This window comes from Phenylobacterium sp. (genome assembly GCF_046463815.1).
Taxonomy (GTDB): Bacteria; Pseudomonadota; Alphaproteobacteria; order Caulobacterales; family Caulobacteraceae; genus Phenylobacterium.
Genome location: NZ_JBKBRO010000035.1, coordinates 1 through 18,187, shown reverse-complemented (window position 1 = coordinate 18,187; position 18,187 = coordinate 1). Strand labels below are relative to the sequence as shown.

Annotated in this window: 22 protein-coding genes; 4 read left to right on the top strand and 18 right to left on the bottom strand. The window is 70.9% G+C overall.

Annotated elements, in window-relative coordinates; all coding sequences use genetic code 11:
• Positions 1-224: 224 nt before the first annotated feature.
• The 14 genes from ACK4TT_RS17865 to ACK4TT_RS17800 form a co-directional block, all read right to left on the bottom strand.
• Positions 225-2,048 (bottom strand): methyltransferase domain-containing protein, encoded by a 1,824-nt coding sequence (locus ACK4TT_RS17865; protein WP_410213591.1) that lies wholly within the window; start codon positions 2,046-2,048, stop codon positions 225-227.
• A 78-nt stretch (positions 2,049-2,126) separates the two neighbouring features.
• Positions 2,127-2,708 carry an LPD7 domain-containing protein gene (locus ACK4TT_RS17860; protein WP_410213590.1) on the bottom strand — a complete coding sequence of 194 codons (582 nt, stop codon included), beginning with the start codon at positions 2,706-2,708 and terminating at the stop codon, positions 2,127-2,129.
• The gene (locus ACK4TT_RS17855) at positions 2,701-4,563 is read right to left on the bottom strand and encodes a type IV secretory system conjugative DNA transfer family protein (RefSeq protein ID WP_410213589.1); all 1,863 of its coding nucleotides are present in this window, start codon (positions 4,561-4,563) and stop codon (positions 2,701-2,703) included. The genes ACK4TT_RS17860 and ACK4TT_RS17855 overlap by 8 nt, the downstream gene beginning before the upstream one ends.
• Complete coding sequence (gene virB11 / locus ACK4TT_RS17850) at positions 4,529-5,527, bottom strand: P-type DNA transfer ATPase VirB11 (protein WP_410213588.1); 999 nt, start codon at positions 5,525-5,527, stop codon at positions 4,529-4,531. Before virB11 ends, ACK4TT_RS17855 begins: the two co-directional genes overlap by 35 nt.
• Positions 5,524-6,624: a type IV secretion system protein VirB10 gene (gene virB10 / locus ACK4TT_RS17845; RefSeq protein WP_410213587.1), complete on the bottom strand. Its 1,101-nt coding sequence runs from the start codon at positions 6,622-6,624 to the stop codon at positions 5,524-5,526. The genes virB11 and virB10 overlap by 4 nt, the downstream gene beginning before the upstream one ends.
• Positions 6,621-7,475: a P-type conjugative transfer protein VirB9 gene (gene virB9 / locus ACK4TT_RS17840; protein WP_410213586.1), complete on the bottom strand. Its 855-nt coding sequence runs from the start codon at positions 7,473-7,475 to the stop codon at positions 6,621-6,623. The genes virB10 and virB9 overlap by 4 nt, the downstream gene beginning before the upstream one ends.
• Positions 7,472-8,152 (bottom strand): virB8 family protein, encoded by a 681-nt coding sequence (locus ACK4TT_RS17835; RefSeq protein WP_410213585.1) that lies wholly within the window; start codon positions 8,150-8,152, stop codon positions 7,472-7,474. The genes virB9 and ACK4TT_RS17835 overlap by 4 nt, the downstream gene beginning before the upstream one ends.
• A gap of 190 nt (positions 8,153-8,342) precedes the next feature.
• Positions 8,343-9,281 (bottom strand): type IV secretion system protein, encoded by a 939-nt coding sequence (locus ACK4TT_RS17830; protein WP_410213584.1) that lies wholly within the window; start codon positions 9,279-9,281, stop codon positions 8,343-8,345.
• On the bottom strand, positions 9,281-9,499 hold the full coding sequence (locus tag ACK4TT_RS17825) for an EexN family lipoprotein (protein WP_410213583.1): 219 nt from the start codon (positions 9,497-9,499) through the stop codon (positions 9,281-9,283). Before ACK4TT_RS17825 ends, ACK4TT_RS17830 begins: the two co-directional genes overlap by 1 nt.
• The gene (locus ACK4TT_RS17820; protein WP_410213582.1) at positions 9,496-10,197 is read right to left on the bottom strand and encodes a type IV secretion system protein; all 702 of its coding nucleotides are present in this window, start codon (positions 10,195-10,197) and stop codon (positions 9,496-9,498) included. The genes ACK4TT_RS17825 and ACK4TT_RS17820 overlap by 4 nt, the downstream gene beginning before the upstream one ends.
• Positions 10,194-12,578 carry a VirB4 family type IV secretion/conjugal transfer ATPase gene (locus ACK4TT_RS17815; protein WP_410213581.1) on the bottom strand — a complete coding sequence of 795 codons (2,385 nt, stop codon included), beginning with the start codon at positions 12,576-12,578 and terminating at the stop codon, positions 10,194-10,196. Before ACK4TT_RS17815 ends, ACK4TT_RS17820 begins: the two co-directional genes overlap by 4 nt.
• Positions 12,571-12,900: a type IV secretion system protein VirB3 gene (locus ACK4TT_RS17810; protein ID WP_410213580.1), complete on the bottom strand. Its 330-nt coding sequence runs from the start codon at positions 12,898-12,900 to the stop codon at positions 12,571-12,573. Before ACK4TT_RS17810 ends, ACK4TT_RS17815 begins: the two co-directional genes overlap by 8 nt.
• Entirely contained in the window at positions 12,900-13,202 is a 303-nt protein-coding gene (locus ACK4TT_RS17805; RefSeq protein ID WP_410213579.1) for a TrbC/VirB2 family protein, read from the bottom strand. The genes ACK4TT_RS17810 and ACK4TT_RS17805 overlap by 1 nt, the downstream gene beginning before the upstream one ends.
• Complete coding sequence (locus ACK4TT_RS17800; RefSeq protein WP_410213578.1) at positions 13,199-13,807, bottom strand: lytic transglycosylase domain-containing protein; 609 nt, start codon at positions 13,805-13,807, stop codon at positions 13,199-13,201. Before ACK4TT_RS17800 ends, ACK4TT_RS17805 begins: the two co-directional genes overlap by 4 nt.
• On the opposite strand from ACK4TT_RS17800, the gene ACK4TT_RS17795 reads away from it, so the two are divergent.
• A complete protein-coding gene (locus ACK4TT_RS17795; RefSeq protein WP_410213577.1) occupies positions 13,806-14,336 on the top strand; it encodes a helix-turn-helix transcriptional regulator in 531 nt (176 codons plus the stop codon). The two genes, ACK4TT_RS17800 and ACK4TT_RS17795, sit on opposite strands and share 2 nt — an antisense overlap.
• Here ACK4TT_RS17795 and ACK4TT_RS17790 read toward each other — a convergent pair.
• A complete protein-coding gene (locus ACK4TT_RS17790; RefSeq protein WP_410213576.1) occupies positions 14,333-14,833 on the bottom strand; it encodes a helix-turn-helix domain-containing protein in 501 nt (166 codons plus the stop codon). The two genes, ACK4TT_RS17795 and ACK4TT_RS17790, sit on opposite strands and share 4 nt — an antisense overlap.
• 188 nt (positions 14,834-15,021) lie before the next feature.
• Between ACK4TT_RS17790 and ACK4TT_RS17785 the strand changes: the two genes are divergently transcribed.
• Both ACK4TT_RS17785 and ACK4TT_RS17780 read left to right on the top strand, forming a co-directional pair.
• The gene (locus ACK4TT_RS17785) at positions 15,022-15,291 is read left to right on the top strand and encodes a helix-turn-helix transcriptional regulator (protein WP_410213575.1); all 270 of its coding nucleotides are present in this window, start codon (positions 15,022-15,024) and stop codon (positions 15,289-15,291) included.
• Positions 15,292-15,349: 58 nt separating this feature from the next.
• Positions 15,350-15,694 carry a DUF4880 domain-containing protein gene (locus tag ACK4TT_RS17780; protein ID WP_410213574.1) on the top strand — a complete coding sequence of 115 codons (345 nt, stop codon included), beginning with the start codon at positions 15,350-15,352 and terminating at the stop codon, positions 15,692-15,694.
• 6 nt (positions 15,695-15,700) lie between these two features.
• On the opposite strand, the gene ACK4TT_RS17775 is transcribed toward ACK4TT_RS17780, so the two are convergent.
• From ACK4TT_RS17775 to ACK4TT_RS17765, 3 genes are all read right to left on the bottom strand, one after another.
• Positions 15,701-16,141 (bottom strand): PIN domain-containing protein, encoded by a 441-nt coding sequence (locus ACK4TT_RS17775; RefSeq protein WP_410213573.1) that lies wholly within the window; start codon positions 16,139-16,141, stop codon positions 15,701-15,703.
• Positions 16,141-16,764, bottom strand: coding sequence for a DUF433 domain-containing protein (locus ACK4TT_RS17770; RefSeq protein WP_410213572.1), 624 nt, complete (start codon positions 16,762-16,764; stop codon positions 16,141-16,143). The genes ACK4TT_RS17775 and ACK4TT_RS17770 overlap by 1 nt, the downstream gene beginning before the upstream one ends.
• 88 nt (positions 16,765-16,852) lie before the next feature.
• Complete coding sequence (locus ACK4TT_RS17765; protein WP_410213571.1) at positions 16,853-17,914, bottom strand: site-specific integrase; 1,062 nt, start codon at positions 17,912-17,914, stop codon at positions 16,853-16,855.
• A 116-nt stretch (positions 17,915-18,030) separates the two neighbouring features.
• Here ACK4TT_RS17765 and ACK4TT_RS17760 point away from each other — a divergent pair.
• A partial coding sequence (locus tag ACK4TT_RS17760; RefSeq protein WP_410213592.1) for a tRNA-dihydrouridine synthase occupies positions 18,031-18,187 on the top strand: 157 nt, incomplete at its 3' end.

Sequence of the window (18,187 nt, the reverse complement as noted above, 5' to 3'; positions counted from 1 at the left end):
GCCGTCGTGCCATGGGCGAGCGCGCCAGCTGTGGAGGGCGCGCGCTCGCCCACCCCAACCGTGGCGTCAGTAAACGCCATCCACTAACATTGAACCCGGATCACCCCTCGGGGGCAGGCCAGCCGTCGGGCTTCCGGCCTCCTGCTCTCGCAGCACCCCGATGATCTGCGCCTCGTTGAACCTGCTCTTCTTCACGTCCGTCTCCTTGAGTGACGGACTCTCGCTCAAACCGAGGGATCAGGAAGGGGGCAGGTCACCTCTGCTGAACCCGTCTCCGCAGGCGATCCGTCCGGAAGGTTGAGCGGGAGCGAGTTGTGACGCGCGTCGCCGCGGACGCCTGCCCACTCCTGAACCTGCTGGTCCTGGCGCAGTCGGAGCCTTCGCCATTCCAGGCCGACGAAAACGTCATCCAAGTCGCGCGCGCCATGAATCGGCAGCGCGGCGTCCGCTTCCCGCCAGAAGCGGCCGGAAAGCGCGAGATCGGCCTCCCAGGCCTGACGCCACCACGTCTGCAGCCCCTCCCGCGCGGCGGCGAGCGCGGCCGCGGAGGGGAGACGGTCGCGCTTGGCGTTGCGATTCACGGTGGGTCGGGCCGGGAAGAGGTTCCACAGGTCGCCGCACGGCCACGCCGTCCAGGGCAGGCAGTGATCGATGTCGAGATCGTCCGGCCGCAGACGGCTTCCGGTCCAGACGCAGCGGACGATCTCGCCGCCTTCGATCCGCCTGCGGGCCACGTCCCGGGCAAGGGCGGTGTCGCGCGCCGGATCGATCCACCGAAGCGCGGCCGCGGCTTCGCCCGCGGCCACGGGCCGGCCCATACGCAGCCCAAAGCCCTCGATCAGCCGGGTCCATTCGGCGACGAGCACCGGCTCCACCCAAGCGCCCAACCTCTGTAATGTTCGCCAGACCGGTCCGGGCACGCCGATCGTGCCGAAGCTGCGGAGCGTTTTCGCGTCCATGGCGATCTCGGCGCCGAAGCTGGGCACCCGGGTGGGGTGCGCCTGAAAGACGGGTGCGTCCGAGTTCGGATACCGGGTGAAGTGGGCCGGCATGCGGCTGATGTTCGTCCGCGCGTCAGCCAGCGCCTTCGCCACGGCGAACGCCCGCTCTCCGGTGAATCGCGCGCCGATGCGCAGGTCCTGGCCGGCGACGCGGTCCGCCAGCAGCCGCCGGAACCCATCGCCCGCGAAACCCAGCTTCTCGGCGCCCCGGTTTCCGGGCAGTTGCGGCAAGCCCGCCGCGGCGAGCGGCAGGTACATGCGGAGCCAGTTCAGGGCTACGGCGCCTAAGGGCAGGTCCACGATGTCGGCATCCGCGCGCTCGACCGCGAGCGCCGGTGCTGTGTCTGCGATCCGGGCGATGGCGCGAAGAAGGCCTAGCTTGTACGTCGCCGACTTGTCGTCGTTGAGGATGATCCCGCGCAAGAGCGGCAGGGCGCCCGCCCCGTCGTCCGGCAGGCGCAGGGCGTAGGACGTCCAGTTGACGTCGGCCCGGTGCTGCAGGTCCTGTCCGGCGGCGACCTTGAGGATCGACAGGCCCTGGGTGCGGGCAAAGGCCTCAATCTCGCCAGACGAGACAGGCCACATTGGGCGAGCCGCGGATCCGGCGCCGTTGCGCACGGAGAAGAGGAGCAGGCCGCCGGGCTTGAGCAGCGTCGCGATCTTGCGGAAGGCGCGCGGACGCTCGTCCGGATGCACGTGCATGAGCACGCCGCTCAGCAAAACGACGTCGAACGCCAGGCCAAGCCGGTGCGTGGCGGCAAGGGCCGGCAGGCGGTCGTCCAGCCAGCGGATGCCTTCGTCCTTGTGGCGGATCTGGCCGGCCTCGCGCATGCCCCGCGCCGGCTCGACGGCGACAACCTCGTAGCCCAGCCTGCGCAGCCAGGCCGCGTCTCGCCCCGAACCGGCCCCGATGTCGAGCGCAAGGCGATCCGCGCCCGCCGGCAGCAGGTCGAGAAACGCGGCGTGGACCTCCTCGGCCCGAAGCTGCTCGTAGCGGGCTGACAGCGTCGCGCCTTCCGCATCGTATCCGAGGACAGGGTCGGTCATGTGGGGCCGCGGCTGCGCATAGGGTGCAGGTTAGGCGAGGGCGTCGGCGCCTCCAACCGGGCGAAGCATCGCCCCCGCTCAGCCACGCGCCCGGCTGCGCTCCGGCGGCGTCTTGCGGTCGACGGCAACTCCGGGGTCCAGCCAGCGCGCCAAACGGCTGCGGGCGGCGGACAGGATCCGTGCCTGTTCCGCAGATTCGACGACGCGGGCGCGGACGACGCTTTCGACGATCCTGAGCCGGGCCTGGGCGTCGAGTTCGGGAGTACGTTTGACCGAACCGGACGCCTGGGCGCGCTCGGCGTGCTGCAGGTCCCGCTCCGTGGGGCGATAGCCGCGGACTTCCAGACCGGCGGCGCGGGCCCTGAGCCAGACCTCGCGCCGGAATTCCGAATGCCCGCGGACGCTGATCGTGTTCCACCCGCGGTGTTGCGCGATGGCGACGAGGTCGCGGACCACGTGCGGGTCGTTCCGGTCGGTGGTGAGACGACGGTCCTGGTCGCGGAAGGCGGCCGTCTGCGCGCGGGCGTCGGCGTAGAAGCCCAGCCCGGGGCCGTCGCGGCTTTCGGTGAGGTAGCGCCGGCGCACCTGTTCGGGGACGTCGCCGGGCGCGTTGGACCGGCGCTCGCCTTCGGGCGCCAGGATGTTGAGGTCCTCAGCCATGGCGGAGCTCCTTTGCTGGGAGGTGGGCGGTGGCGTCTATGAACCGTTCGACCCAGGCTTCGACCTCGGCCGGCGTGGCGCCTTCGGGCGGCAGCGGCTCGAGGCCTTCGGCGGACAGCATCGGCGCGATCGCCTCCAGCGTCAGGGGATCGGCCGCGCGCGACGGGGGCGGTGGGTCTGAAGGAGCATCGGCGGGAGACATCGGGATGGCGGCGACCGGAGGCGGCGGGCCTACCCGACGCCGGAACGCGGGCTCGGCGTAGTAGCGGAGCTTGCGGCCCCGGATGGGCGGCAGGCCGGCTTTCAGCACGATGAGATCCTCGGGCGGCATTTGGCTGAGCTCCTGGGGCAGCAGCAGCGCACGGCGCTGTTCGGATTCGCTCACGCTGCGCTGGCCGCGGGAGAGGCCGGTCGGGCGGCTGCGGGAGGGACTTCTGACGGTGGTGTCGCCGAGCCGCTCGGAGAGCTCGCGCGCCAGGCGCAGCTCCTTCGGCGCGAAGGCGATCTCCACCGCGCAGTTGGCGAGGATCTCCTCGGTGACGTCTGCGCCGTACTCCGCGCGAAGCTGGGCAGGGCTCTGCAGGACGGGAAGCAGGCGCAGGCCGTAGCCGGCGACATAGGCGAAGGCCTTGGCGAGCACCTCGGCGTGGCCGAGCCGGGCGAACTCGTCGAGCAGCACCAGCAACTGGAGCGGATGGCGGCGCGGATCGGGCCGCTCGCGGCACGACAGGTCCACCAACTGCTGGAAGAGCAGGGCGTAGAGCGGTGCGAGCCGGATCAGGTTGTCCGGCGACGCGGCGAGATAGATCGACGTGCGACGGCTGCGCAGCACAGAGAGGTCGAAGTCGCTCGCCGCGGTCGCGGCGCAGACCCGCGGATTGAGCCAGAGGTTGAGCTTGGCGGTGAGGCTCTGGCGGACGGAGGCGAAGGTGTTCTCGGACGAGGAGGTGAAGTCGGTGAGGGCCTGGACACATCCGCCGGATAGGGGACGACCGTCTTCCCGGCGGCGCGCGATGAGGGCCGGGAACCGCGCCCGCGGATCGCCCGCGCTCAACTCGGCGTAGATGCCGCCGAAGGTGAGGGGGCGCTCCGGCGTCTCGGCGAGGTAGGCGCCGACGCCCACGAAGCCGGTCCGCGCGGACTCTGCCCAGAACGGGTCGGCGTTGGGCGGGTGCGGGAAGAGCATGGCGGCGATCCGCTGCAGCTCGTCCAGGATGGCCACGGGATCCGTGCGATCGATGTGCCCGAGCGGATTGTAGCGGGAGGTCCGTCCCTCCGGGTCGAGGGGGTCGAAAAGATGGACGGCCTGGCCGTGGGCAGCGCGGAAGCCCGCCGTCGCCTCCCAGTTCTCCCGCTTCACGTCGAGGACCACGACCGAGTCCGGCCAGGTGAGCAGGTTGGGGATCACCACGCCGACGCCCTTGCCGGTGCGGGTCGGCGCATAGAGCATCACGTGCTCCTGCCCGCCGAAGGTCAGGAGCCGACCGCCCTTGCGGCCAAGGACGATCCCGTTGCGGGCGCGAAGGCCGGCGCGGCGGACTTCGGCCTCGGAGGCCCAGCGCGCGGCGCCGTGGAGAGGGCGACGGATCTGGCTGGCGACGCCGACGGCGGCGGCGAGGCCGGTCCCGGCGGCGCTGAGCGCGCCGACCTTCAGCCACCGCTGCACCTCCGGATCGTGGCGGTAGTACCAGAACCAGGCCGGCACGGCGGACGGGTCGATGTCGGCGGAGAGGCGGCGGAGCCCCGCCAGCGCGATGGCCGCCGCGAGCGCCGTCAGGACCGCGAGGATCGCGGCCGCCGCGCCCGCGCCGAGGGCGGCCCTAAGCAGCCAGGGCGTGGCGGCGAAGCGGTTCATGCCAGACCTCGGCGAGGCGGAACCGGCCGCCGCGCCGCTCCACGTGGACCACGATGTCCACCAGGCTGGTGAGGAGCTGGCGGATGTCGTCGCGATGCAGGTCGCGGCCGGCCTCGCTCTCCTTAACCAGCAGGGTGAGCTGCTCGAAGGCCAGGGCCGCGGAATTGGCGTGCACCGTGGTGATCGAGCCCGGATGGCCGGTGTTGACGTTTCGCAGATAGAAGAAGGCCGAGGCGTCGCGGAGCTCCTGCAGCAGGATGCGGTCCGGGCGCATGCGCAGGGCGCTTTCGAGGAGTTCGCGCGGCCCGACGCGCGCCAGGCCCTGCCCGTCCTTCGCGTAGAGGAGGTGCACGGCGTTGCGATGGGGGACCACCAGCTCGCGCGCGTCCTCGATGGTGATGAGCCGCTCGTGCTCCGGGATGAGGCGGACCAGGGCCTTGGCGAACGTGGTCTTGCCGGATCCGGTGGCTCCGGAGACCAGGATGTTGCGGCGTGTTTCGACGGCGGCCCGGAAGAAGCCTAGCCAGTCGCGGCCCTCGCGCAGCGTCGCCAGCGCCGGGTCCGGGCGACGAAGCGAGGCCAGGGGGGCGGCTTCGTCAAAGAAGCCAGCGGCGGCGAGGTCTTCCAGGGCGAAGGCCGTCGCCGACGGCTTGCGGAGCGTGAGCGAAACCTGCTCGGCCGCCGGCGGCAGCACGACCTGGCAGCGCTCGCCGGTCGGCAGCACGGTCGAGCAGACCGGCCGCTCCGGCCCCACATCCTGGCAGGTGGCTGCGGCCGCCGCGACGGCGATGCGGGTCAGGGCTTCGGCGGTGAGCTGCGGGGCGAGGACCCATCGCCAGCCGTCGCGCTCCTCGACCCCGAACTCGCCGGGCCGGTTCACCACCACCTCGGTGACGTCCGGGGTGTCGAGGGCGGACCGGATCGGCGCCAGGTAGTGGGTGAGGATGGCCGCGTCGTAGGTCATGGCCGCGACCGCAGGGAGTAGACCGACGAGAAGTCGAGATCCTGGGCGACCTGGATCGCCACCTCGCCGCCCTGGGCCTTGCGCAATGTGGGCGGGATGTTGGCGCCCTGCTGGACGGCGAGACCGGCGGCGTCGGAGGGCAGCCGGATCGTCCCGACGGCGCCGTCGCCGTCCGCAAGGGCGGCGGCCGCGCCGTCGATCACCGAGAGCAGGATGGCGGCGCTGAAGCGGTCCCAGAAGTGCGTGTCGATGCGCCCGCCGAAGCCCGCGCGCCCGAGCGCGTCGCTCGCCGGCGAGGCCAGCGCGATCGCCACGCCCGCGGGGCTCACGGCCCGCGTCCAGAGCACGAACACCCGCGCCTGGCCCTGCCGCAGGCCGGTCCGGTATTCGCCGAGCACCCGCGATCCCTTCTCGAGGAGCACGACGGCGCCATTGTCGGAGTAGATGTCGCGGTCGATGAGGCAGGTCACGTAGCCCGCCGTCGTGGTGTCGATCGCCGTCTGCAGCACGCAGGGAATGGTGGTCCCGGCCAGGATCAGGAAGTTGCGGTCGCCGATCGGAGCGGCGGTGGCCTTGCCGATCGCCGAGCCGCGCCGGAGCGCGTCGAGCTCCGTCCCCTGTCCCCGGTCGGGGAGCAGCGCCGGGAAAAGCGGCGCGGCGGACTCGGGGGCGACCGGCGCTCCGGCCCGCGAATAGGCCATCAGCGGCGACCGGCGGGCGACCTCGCGAGGGGAGGGCGTCGGCGGGTTGGCCGCGGCCGAAGGTCCGGCGCCGCCGGGCTCGATGGCGGGCACGTACTCGCCTGTGGCGCCGTCGAGCCGTGGGGCGTCCGGGCCGGGCCGGGCCATCGTCGGCGGCGGGGATTTCGCCGGTTCGAAGGCGACCACCTGGCGCGCGGGGATCTCCCGCGGCTTCTCAGGCTTCGGCTGCTCGGCGCTCCAGGTCGCGAGCGCCACCGCCGCGCAGCCGGCGAGGAGGCCCGCGAAGGCGAAGGCCTTGCCGCGGCCTCTCGAGGCTAGCCGGCCTGCGATCGGCGAGATCGTGCGGTCCAGCGGGGGCTCGCCCGCGTCGGCGGCATGGGTGGTCGCGTCGGTCATTGACGGGGCTCCTCCCGCACCGCGCGGTCCACGTCGGAGGTCGACGTGGCGGTGAAGGTGGGCCGGCCGGCGGGCTGGTAGGCGAGGTTGAAGATGCAGACGACCTCGCGGCCCTTCCGGAGCCGCAGTTGCTGCGCGGTCTGGTGGACGACGAGGAACTCGCCGCGGACGTCGAACGGGACGAGCGCCTCGGAGCCGTCGGGCGAGACGGCATAGATCGCTGGCACAGGCTGCCCGCCCGGAAACCGCAGCACTGTGAAGCGCCCGTTGTCCGTCACCTCGGAGGGGGCGATGGCTCCGGAGCCTTGCAACGCGTAGGCGAGGTTGCGTGGGCCTTCGAGGACGCCCCGCTCGAGCCTGAGCTGCAGGACGCGCTGCTCCAGGGCGCGGGCTTCGGCCGATAGCGCTGCCTGCAGCTGCCGCTTCTCGGCGTCCGGGTAGCGGAACTGGACGACATAGAAGGCGTCCGCCCGGCTGGCGCCCGCGGCGGCCCGGGTCGTCAGCTCGAAGGTGTAGTGCCGCGTCTCGCCGCCCGACGTACGGGTCGTCACGATCAGATTGGTCGGCGCCCGCGCCGCGGTCGGCTTGGCGAAGAGGATGTTGGTCTCCGGCGCCACCTCCCAGCCGGACGTGTCGCCGAGCGCCACGTGGAGGATCGTCTCCTCAGGCGCGAACCGGATTTGCGTGGCCGTGCGGAACAGGCCCACGAGCCGCACCACCTGCTGCGGATCGTAGTCGATGGTCTTGATCCGCGGATCGGCTGCGCCCGGCCGGGGCGTCTCGGCCGCCACGGCCGGCAGCGCGACGAGACCGGTCGCGACTGCGAGCGCCACGGCGATCCGGCGGGTCATCGGACCACCTCCGGGTCGGCGCGGTAGGACGACACCTGGAAGCCCAAGGGATTGCGCAGGCGGTCGCTCTCGCCCATCGGGGCCTTGGTGTAGGCGAAGGCGACGGTGGCGATCCAATCGGACTCCTCCACCTCGGCGCCGCGGCGGATGGTGCGGTGGAAGCGGACGTTGGCGACGCCCGGTGCCACGAAGCTGATCGCACGGATTGCGACCTGCACGTCCGCGGCCAGGCCGTAGGCGACCTGCGGGCTCGCCGGGTTGGTCGGGCGGAAGACGAGCGCCCAGCGCTGCTGCTCCTCCGGCGTCGACATGATCGAGACCTGCCGGAAGTTCGCTTCCGCCGCCTGCGGAAGCCAGCTCTCCCGCGCCCGCACATAGGTGGCGAGGAAGGACTTGGTCACCGCCTCGTCGTAGCTCACCGGGCCGGAGCGGGAGAGACCGCGCAGGACCTCCACGGCGCCGGTGGTGCGGTCCACCCGCACGACGTACGGCTCCACCGTCTTCAGCGGCGTCAATACGGCCACGGCCGCGACAGCCGCGCCCGCCAGGATCGCGGCCATCGCCGCGACGGTCCAGGCGAGGCGGCGCGATCGGTAGGCGGCGGCGAGCCGGTCGTGGTCCCAGCTGCGCGCCTCGGCGACGTAGGCCTTCAGGTTGGGGGGCGGGACGCCGTTCATGGCGCGGCTCCACGGCATGGCCCGACGTCGTTCGCGGGCCGCGCCGCTGTTGCGGGCCCCGGGTCAGACGCCAGGACGGACCCATGGGGGTTGGCGGGACGGCGGGGCCCGGAGCATCCGGGCGCGTCGGAGGACTTCAGGGCGGCGCAGGCGCTCAGGGTGAGCGCAAGCAGCGTGGGGAGGAGGCGCATCATGCGCGGGCTCCGACAGGGCGGATGCTGCCGCCCGCGCGCGGGACCTGCGGACGTCCGCCCGCACCGGACGGCGCGCGGAAGGGCCGGCCGCCGCCCAGCCCCATGCTCACCGCGTTTCCGAAGTCGGCCAGGCCGACACTCGCGCCGCCGGCTATGCCGGCCGCGATCGCCGGGGTCTGGAGGAAGAAGATCGCGCCCAGGAGGCAGAGCGCGATGAAGATGAGGCTGCCGACGACAGGATCCTGGCCGTCGATCCGTCCCCACTGGTCGCCGACCAGCGACAGCACAAGCTGGAAGATGGCGAGGATGAGGGCGTAGAGGACGAGGTAGTTCACGGCCTGCCCGAGCCAGCCGAAGAAGTATCGGCGAGTGGCTTCGAAGAGAGCGCAGGCGATGAAGGCGGGCCCAAGGGCGACGAGGAGCGCGAGCGCAACCTTGCTCAGCACCACGATGCCGAACCCCAGCGCCGCCGCCAGCGCGCCGATGACGAAGACGGCTCCGCTCACGAGGAGCGGGAGCCAGTTCACCGGCGAAGTCTCTTTGGCGGTCTTCTGGCCCAGGTACGCCGCTCGGCCGAAGAACTGGTCGAACGCGGCGCCCGCGTCGCCGTCGGTCGTGCCTGCGATCCCGCGCGCGAGGGCGTCAGGCAGAGCGTGGAAGAGGGGCTGGGTGACCCAGCTCCCGTACGCCGCCGTGGTCACGAGCATGACGATGAGCGCCAGCTTCACCGAGCGGATCGCGAAATCCATCATGGGCTCGGCGATCGCGCCTCGCAGGATCGCGAAGCCGTACAGCAGCACATAGAGGATCATGGCAAGCCGCAGAGGGCCGGCCACCTCCGCCAGCATGCGGCTGGCGCCTTCGCCCAGGAACTGATCCAGCTTGCCGTCGATGAAGGCGTAGGCCGGCGTGAAGATGCGGAAGTCGCCATCCATCACTCGAAGCTCTTCTTGAACAGTTCCAGCCGCTTGTTGGCCCGCGCCGCTGCGAGCCCGGCTTCAGCGTTTGCGCACTCCTGTCCGCGGTGATCACCCGTGCGGCAGGCCGCGACGATGCGTTGAGCCTGTTCCGGATGAGCTTCGAAGTAGGAGGCGGCTCGCGGCTCCGCCTGGCAGCCGGTCAGAAGGAGCGCCGCGATCAGGAATCGTCTCATTGGAAGGCTCGTCGGAACAGTTGCAGCCGAGCGTCAGCCTGCGCAGCGGCTCGCTCGCGGTCCCGCTGAGCCTGCAGGCGGGCCTCGGCGTCCTGCGCCATGGCGAGCCCCTGCAGCCGCATGTGATCGTTGACGATGAGCGCCTGCTCGGCCGCCAAACGGGCCTGGAGGTCCATGACCGCACGGGCGTTCGGCGCGGAGTCGAGCGCGGCGAGCAGCTCGTTCAGGCCGTCCAGCCGCTGGGCGCCTGCGTCGGCGACCGCCCGGCCCAGGGCGAGGTCGCGGGCCGTACGGTCACCCTGGCGCTCCAGGTCCTGGCCGAGAACGTCGTCCGTCGGCGCGGTGTACAGCCGTGCGTCCGCTCGGATCGCGTTCGCCTGGGCGCCGAGCTCGCCGAGCGCCGCCAGATCGCCCTTGGCGGCGGCGACGTACTTGTCGATGTCGGGCACGAAGGCGCGGAGCTCCGGCGCCTTCAGCAGGCTGGCGAGCGCCCCTGCGCCCGAGGCGGTATTGAAGCCGTCGTAGAGGCGCTTGGCCTCGGCCACCTGCGCCTGCAGTTCCTTCAGCTGGTCGAGCGCGGTGGTGGCCTGCCGCAGCAGGCTCGCATAGCTGGTCGGGTCGTGGACGACGAGCTGCGCCGAGGCCGGCGAGCCGAACGCGAGGGCGCCGATGACGGCGAGCGGGATGAGGGGTTTCATGGGAGCTGCCTCCGGGCGGTCTGGAAGGGCACCATCCAGCGGGCGGGATCGTCGCCGTGCTGGGCGCGGATGCGGTCGAGGAGCTCGACGGTCTCGGCGCGGCCGGAGAGCACGGCGAGCGCGTCGTCGAGCCCCGTCAGGTCGAGCTCGGCGACGACGGAGTCGAGGCCCTGCTTCACGAGGAAGCGGCGGCCGGTCGGCGACAGCTCCTCCCGCACGAGCGCGAGCTCCCGCTCCGACAGGCCGAAGCCGTCCACGTAGTCGCGCTCGGTCGCGTGCGGGTTCGGCAGGAAGATCTTGGTCGCGCACTGCTCGACGATGGTGTGGGCGATCGGCGAGCGCAGGACGTCGGCGGGCGACTGGGTGCCGAGCACCAGGAAGGCGTTCTGCTTGCGGAAGGTCTTGAGGCCGTCCTGCGCGAGGCCGCGGAAGGCCTCGTCGCCGAGCGCCTTCCAGAACTCGTCGACGTCGATGACCAGGCGGCGGCCGTCCACCAGCCGCTGCAGGCGGTGGAAGAGGTACATCATGAGCGGGGTGCGCACGTCCGGCGCGTCGAGGACGTGGGTCATGTCGAAGCCGACGAGGCGGGCGTCCAGGGGAAGGACGTCGGTCTCGCCGTCGAGCGCCCAGCCCAGCGCCTGGCCGGCCCGCCAGCGGTCCAGCCGCGCGCCGACGCCGCCGGCGTCGCGCTGGCCCAGCAGGGCGCGGAGCGCGGCCATGGAGCGGTTCGCGGGCGGAAGCGGCAGGAGCGCCGCCACCGCCGCATCGATGACGGCCTCCTCCTGGGGCGTCAGGGTGCGCTCGCCGTGGCGCACCATCTGCCGGACGAGCGCGCTGAGGAACGCCCGGTCGGCGGCGGTGTCGGAGAGCGCCTTGAGGGGCGCGAAGCCGGTGGATTCGCCGGGCTTGAGCGCAAGGTAGGTGCCGCCGCAGGCGCGTATGAAGATCTCGGCGCCGCGGTCCTTGTCGACGAACACCTGCTGGGCGCCGAGCTTCTCCAGCTGCGCCAGCAGGAAATTCTGGATGACGGTCTTCCCCGACCCGGACGGGCCGCAGATGAAGGTGTGGCCGAGGTCGCCGACGTGGAAGTTGAAGGCGTACGGCGACCCGGCCGAGGTGCGCAGCGTGGTGACCGAAGCGCCCCAGTGGTTGCCTTCGGCGCGGCCGGCGGGGTGGGTATGGAAGGGCGCGAAGCTCGCGAAGTTGCGGCTGGTGATCGCCGCCGGCCGCATCCGCAGGCGGAAGTTGCCGGGAAACTGCGCCCAGAAGGCCGCCTCGAGGCCGAGGTCCTCGCGGGCGGTCACGAGGCCGGAGTCGGCGAGGAGCGCCCGCGCCCGGGACATGTGGTCGGCGAGCGCCCGGGGCGTGTCGCCGTAGACGAGCACGGACGCCTGGTGCTCGCCCATGACGAAGCGGTTCGACATCAGCTCGTCCAGGCCAAGGTCGAGCTCCTCGATCTGCGAGGCGGCCCGGTCGCGCGCCGAGAGCATCTGGTTCTGCTTGCGCGTCATGACCGCCTGGGCGGCGGACTTGGACAGGAAGCTGAACGACTGCGAGGCGACCAGGGGGAAGGGCGCAGACAGCAGCCCGTCCCACAGCCCCGGCCGCGTCGAGGCCGGATATTCCTTGATCCCGAGCAGGGCCGCGTAGCGGGCGCTCGCGGCGTCGCGCACCTCCAGCGCTTCGCGGCCGAAGATCACGCGCGCGGTGTAGAGCGCCTCGCCGAGGTGGCCTCGCACGAGCGGGACGCGCGCCGGCTCTCCGGTCAGGACCCGCCGGAGCATCTCCATGGGCGCCGAGAAGAGAAGGCCCTCGCGCTCGTAGAGGCCAAGTGGTTCGGCGCGGTAGCGGGCGAGATGCTGCGCCAGCGCCTGGCCGGCATCCTCCAGGAACCGCACGGCGTCGTCGGTTTCCAGGTCCACGCGGCTCGCGCGGATCAGCCGGTTCACCCAGGCCTGAGTCCGGTCCGCCGCGTCCCGTCCCGGATGCAGGACGAGCGTCAGATAGAGCTCGTTGAGGAACAGCCGCTCGCGCCCGAGCCGGGCGCGGTAGGCCGCGTCCAGCTCGCGCGCAAAGTCGGACCGGAACGTCCCGCCCGCCCGCGGACGGGCCTCGCGCCGGACCAGGTGGTGCCAGACCGCCAGGCGGTCGGAGGCGATGTTGCGCCACGCGCCGTTCAGCTTGGCGTGCCGGTCGTTCAGGTCGCGGACGTCGGCGGTCTCGAAGCTCGCGCCGTCCAGCCGGAAGCACAGCATCAGGGCGCCCGTGTCCAGGGCGACGACCCGCTCGTTGACGTGGCGGGCGTAGGGCAGGGTGCGCGCGGCCTGCAGTTCGCGGCCGCGCGCCCGGTCGGGCGCTGCGTGCAGGGCCAGCTCAGACATGGCGCAGCTCTCGGCGGGAGCGGCGCACCGGCAGGGGGCTGGCGGAGCTGCCGCCCCACAGGCCGCCGTTGCGGGCGCGGCCCTTGGTCTCGATGAAGAGGTAGAGGACCCGGAAGGCGTTCGGATCGGCCTTGCAGACGGCCTGGAAGACCATGTGCAGCACCGGCGCGATCAGCAGGTAGAGCAGCGACCCGCCGCCGAGGAACGCCACCGTCGAGATGATCAGGTTGATCCCCATGGCCTCCATGGGGACCCCGAGGACAAGGGCGGGGCGGGTGCAGGCCAGGAAGAGCACGTCCTCCTGCAGGCGCTCAGGTTGCATCAGCCGCCCCCGCCGCCGGTGATGAGGTCGACGATCGTCGAGGCCCCGAAGATCACGATGATGCCGACGACGACGGTGCCGGCCCGGCGGAGGTCGATCTGACCGAACATCCAGACGATGCCGGTGATGATCACCGCCAGCACGGCCAGGCCCCGGACCACCCCGCTGTTCAGGAGGTCGATGATGTTTTGGATGAAGCCTCCGAGGTCGCCGCCGACGTCCTGGGCGAAGGCCGGCGTGGCGACGAGTGCGGCGGCGGCGGCCATAAGGAGGAGAGGCCGCATTCGGCGGGAGCGGGTCACGGCGTGGCTCCTGAAGGTGAGGTGACGAAGCCGGTGCGCAGGCCGGCCGCGCGGCCGAAGACATCCCAGGCCGGAGCGGAAAGGCTTGCCGGCCCCGGGCTTCCAGGCGCTTCACGGTCTGCGAGCGCTGGGCGCTGCGGCGCGTGATCCGCATGGGCCAGCACCCGGGCCACGTAGCCGTCGGCGAACCCTCGCTGGGCGTGACCGGTGTTGTAGAAGCTGAGGGCGACGCGCAGCGCCGGCTGGCCGGCGCCGTGCCGTTCGAGTCCGCGGGCGTAGCCTTCCCGGAGGACCTGGGCGGCGGCCGCGAGGTTCCGGCAAGGGTCGAAGGCGTCCTCGAGCGAGAGGCGCAGCCGCGGCAGGTTGCGGACGTTGATCTGGAGGAGCCCGAGGTCGATGTCGCGACCGGCCGCGACGAGCACCTTCGCAGCCGCCACGGCTCCGGCGCGGTTCGAGGGCCGCGGCCTCGCGCTCCGCGGGCCGTTCACGCCGATCGCGAGGGGGTTCAGGCCGCTCTCGGCGCGCGCCAGGGCGAGGAGGGTGGAGGGCGCGACGCCCGGCGCGCATTGCGCCGACAGCGCCATCACGGCTTGGGGGTCCAGCATGGCGGGCCGTCCTTTCGCCCCAAGGCTCGCCGCAGCGGGGCGTCGGCGCGAGGGCGTAACCTCCTCCCGCCCTGCCGGCCGTTCGCGCCAGATTCTGGCGCGCGGGGCGCCTGTCGCGGCGCGTCAGGCGACTTTGATTGCCCCGCCGGAGCAACGCGGGAACTCGCCGCGCAACGCGGTAATTGCCTGTGTTCGTAAGCCTGACCGTGTTGGGCGGTCAGTTGTTCGAAGGACTGGCGTCATGCGAGCGTTGGACGAAGAACGCTCCGCCGCGTCCGTTGGCGGAGATGAGTTCGCCCCGGTGACTTTGTCGCCCCGGCAAATCGAGTGTCTCTTCTGGGTGCAGCAGGGAAAGAGCTCCCGCGACATCGGCACGATCCTTGGGATCTCCCACCGGATGGTCGAGCGCCACGTCTTCCGCGCCTGCCGCAAGCTGGGCGTCAGGACCCGCATCCAGGCGGTGATCCGCGCCCGCGCGCTGGGCCTTATCCAAGATCCGGCGCCGCGGCCTGTCGCCCGCGCGAGCTAACGTCGACGGTCGTCCGGATCGTCCGGGTCAGCGTTGGCTCCGAGCCCCTCGTCGAACATCCACTGTTCGAGGTCGGCCGCGTATTCCTCGGCGCGCTTGGCCAGCAGGTCGAAGCCGCGGGTGTAGGACAGGGACAGCGATCGCGGATCGAGCTGTCGGATCGCCTGGCCGGACCGCCGGTGGAACCGCCGGAGCGCGACGAGCAGGAGTGAGGCGGCGTTGTTGTTGGCGGTGTCGACGGCGAAATCCACCGACCCGAACTCCACGGCGAAGATGATGCCCCAGGGGTCGGCGTTCACGATCTCGGCGAAGCGATGGATCTCCTCGAGCTCGACGCCGTAATAGCCGGACTCCCAGCGCTGGTAGGTGCGATGGCCCTTTTTCATGAGCCTGGCCGCTTCCACCGAGCGCAGCCCGGCGCGCTTGCGGAACAGCTTCAGGATACGGGAGAGGGTCGCGCGGCGGGCCGCCGCATCCTGATCTCGCAAGACATCCATGTGGGGCCGTACACGCGACAACCGGAACTTGTCACAAGTTGTTCATGCTCGGAGGGCCTGTGTCAAAGCGAAGGTCGAGGCCCCGACACATCTTCGCCGTCCCCGGATGCGGCGGGGTAGGCTTACGCCCTCGCTTGCCAATCGGACGGCCCGTTAGATGGGGGGGACCGCTGGTTGGAGCGTTCCCCATGAGCGACGTGAATTCCGTGCTGCCGCCCCGCCTGCTCCGGACGGACGAGGCCGCCCGCTGGCTCGGCCTCTCCGGGCGAACCCTGGAGAAGCATCGCTGCACCGGCAAAGGCCCCTCGTTCCGCAAGCTGGGCGGACGCGTCGTCTACACGATCGCCGACCTGCAGGCCTGGATCGACGAAGGCGAGCGGCGCGTCACCACGCCTCGGGTTCCCCCGAGCCGGCACGGCCCGCTTCGAAGCGAGCGTCGCAGCTTCGCGCATCGTTGATGTGGATGGCCTGCCGCTTCGCCTTGGCAGCTGTCGCGCCCCACGCGATGATCGACCGATGAGCGGCGACGACGATATCGCGAGGCGGAAGGCGGCCACCGACTGGGTGGCGAAGCTCAGCCGCACGAGCGTCAGCACGGAGGACCTCGAAGCCTTCTTCGAGTGGCGTCGTGACCCCGCGAACCGCCAGGTCTGGGATGCGCTCGCCGCCGGGCGGAAGCGAGCCCGCCGCTTCGTGGTCCGGCCGCAGACGGAACGGTACAAGGTCGTGGACATCTGGACCGGCGAGACGGTCGTGATCGCAATGACTCCTCAGCACGACCTCTCGGAAGCGGATGCGATCCACACCGCGCGTCTGTTGAACCGTCGCGCCGCCGGCGGCGACCGCACCGTCCCGCAGTAGTCCCGATCAGCCCGCTTTGTGCAGGACAGGCGGCGACTTGAACGGGTCGAGCACGTCGACGCCCAGGCCCTGCATGTCATCGACGTTGCGGGTGACCAGAATGCAGGCGTTCGCGGCCGCGATGGCGGCGATGCCCTTGTCCATGACGTGCTTGTCCTGCTTGCCGACGTGAAGACCCCACTGCAAGGCGGCGTCCGCGTCCAGCGAGAGGATGCGGCCCTCGAAGGCTGCGATGAGGTCCTCCACCGCCCGCTTCAGAGCGCCGTCGGGGTCCTTTCCACGCTTCTGGGCGAGTGCCACGCCCTTGCCCATCTCCTGCACCGACAGGACGCTGATCGCCACCTCATGATCATCCACGGTGTCGAGCCACGCGACCACGTTCGGATGGCCCTTCCCGCCCAGCAGCTCGCGGACCACGTTGGTGTCGAGCAGGTAGCGGGGCGCCACTAGTCGTCCAGGAATTCGCCGAGGCGGCCGAGATCGGCGTTGCGAAGCGCGGCTTTCGCGGTCCGACCGGGGTAGGGTCGGCCGGGCTTGGGGTTCGCCTCCGCAAACGCCTTCGCCGCGAGGACCTGCCGCTCCTTCAGCGTGGGGTAGTCGGCGAGGACCTCTTCGACGGACATGCCGCCGTCCAGGAGTGCGGCGATGCGGTGCGCCTCGATGGTGGTGCCCTTGATCAGGGCCTCGTCGCCCCTGGTATCGATCTCCGCCGAGAGCCGGTCGAGTTCCTTCGTCTTCGCCTGCACGAAGATGATGTGCGGGCGAACGTTGACGGTCAGGGGGCCGAAGGCGACCGCGTCGATCTTGTCCAGGGCTGCCCGCTTTACCGCCCAATAGAAGTCCTGACGGCTCTCCCGGGTGAACCAGCGCCCGAGCTCGTCCAACGCGTGCAGGTAGACCAGGTCGGGGAACGCGAAGTAGCGCACGCGCAGTCCGCCACGGCGCACGACCGCGGGTTTCACCGGCGAGCGGTCCACCGTCTTCTTGAAGGCGTCCAGCGGCGCCCCGAGGATGAAGGCCGCCTCGGCCGTGGTCCAGCCCCGCGGTTCGTTGTGCGCTTTCGCAGGCATTGTCGGTCCTAACTCAACCCCAAAGTTAGGGTCGAGTTGCCATATGGGCAACAGGCGGGGCTCGGACGCTGTCACGATGCCCTGGGCCCTACGCACTTCGGCGGGCCGCAAACTCGTGGAGCGCTTCCGGCCGCAGATGCGTGTAGCGCCGCAGCATCTTCCAGTCCTTGTGCCCCGTGACGAGCGCCACCTGCTGGATCGCAAAGCCGGCTTCGAACAGGCGGCTGGTGCCTTCGTGGCGGAGGTCGTGGAAGTGGAGGTCGTCGATCGCCAGCTCCTTGCAGGCGCGGGTGAAGGCGGTGCCCGCCGACTTGTGATGGTAGGGGAAGATGCGCGCGTCCTCGTTGCTTCGCATCGAGCGCTGCTCCTGGATGAGCGCCACCGGATCGTAGCCGGACACGGACAGGAGCGGGATCCGCTGGTCGTTGCCCTTCTTGCTGCGCGGGTCCTTCCGGTCGCGGATCAGGAGCATCTTGGTCCGCTCGGTGTAGTCGTCCCAGGTCACCCGGAAGATCTCCTCCTGGCGCATGGCGGTGGCGATGGCGAACTTGATGATCCGGCCCAAGGGAATGATCTGGCGGTTCTTGGTCTCGAAGTAGCGGATCAGCTTGGCGAGCTCCTCCTCGGTGGGCCGGCGGTCGCGTTCGTTGCTCTTTCCGATCAGGCCGAGGCGCTTGAGGGCGATACGCCCGAGGTTGATCGGCTCCACGGCGGTCGGCAGTCCATGCACGGCCGCGGCGTGGGCCATGACGAGCTTGATCGCGCCGATGTCCATGGAGACGGTCACCGGACCCGCGCCCTGCTTGGCGCGCTTGCGGCCGAACGTGACGATGCAGTCCCGGTCGATCTCCGTCATGCCGAGCTTCCCCAGCTCGCGCTTGAGCATGTTGAGCGTGGCCTGCTTCGACCGACCCGGCGCCTTGCCCACCTCACACATGTCTTCGATGTGGAGGTCGACCAGCTCGCCGAAAGTCTTGAGGCGGCCGAGACGCGAGTTCATTGGCGTCTCGCCCCGGTCGATCTGGTTCTCGGCGTCGAGGGCCCATCGTCGCGCCTCCTCGCGTCGAACGAAGGTCTCGCTTACATAGCGTCCCTTGCGTCGCACCTGGACGCGCCAGTTGCCCGACTTGAGCTTGGTGATCGTCGCCATTTTCGTGTGCGCTGCGTGTGCGGGAGGTAGTCGAAACAGGTCGTTTTGGATCGAACCGGGTCGTAAGTCAGAGTAAAACAGTCGGCGTCTACTATCGGTAATCTAACGGAAAAACGATGATTTTTCAACCTCATCGATTCTCTATTGCACCTATGATGGACTGGACGGACCGGCATTGCCGGGTCCTGCACCGGACGCTGAGCCGCCGGGCGCTGCTCTATACCGAGATGGTGACGACGGGCGCGGTGCTGCACGGCGACCGGGCGAGGCTGC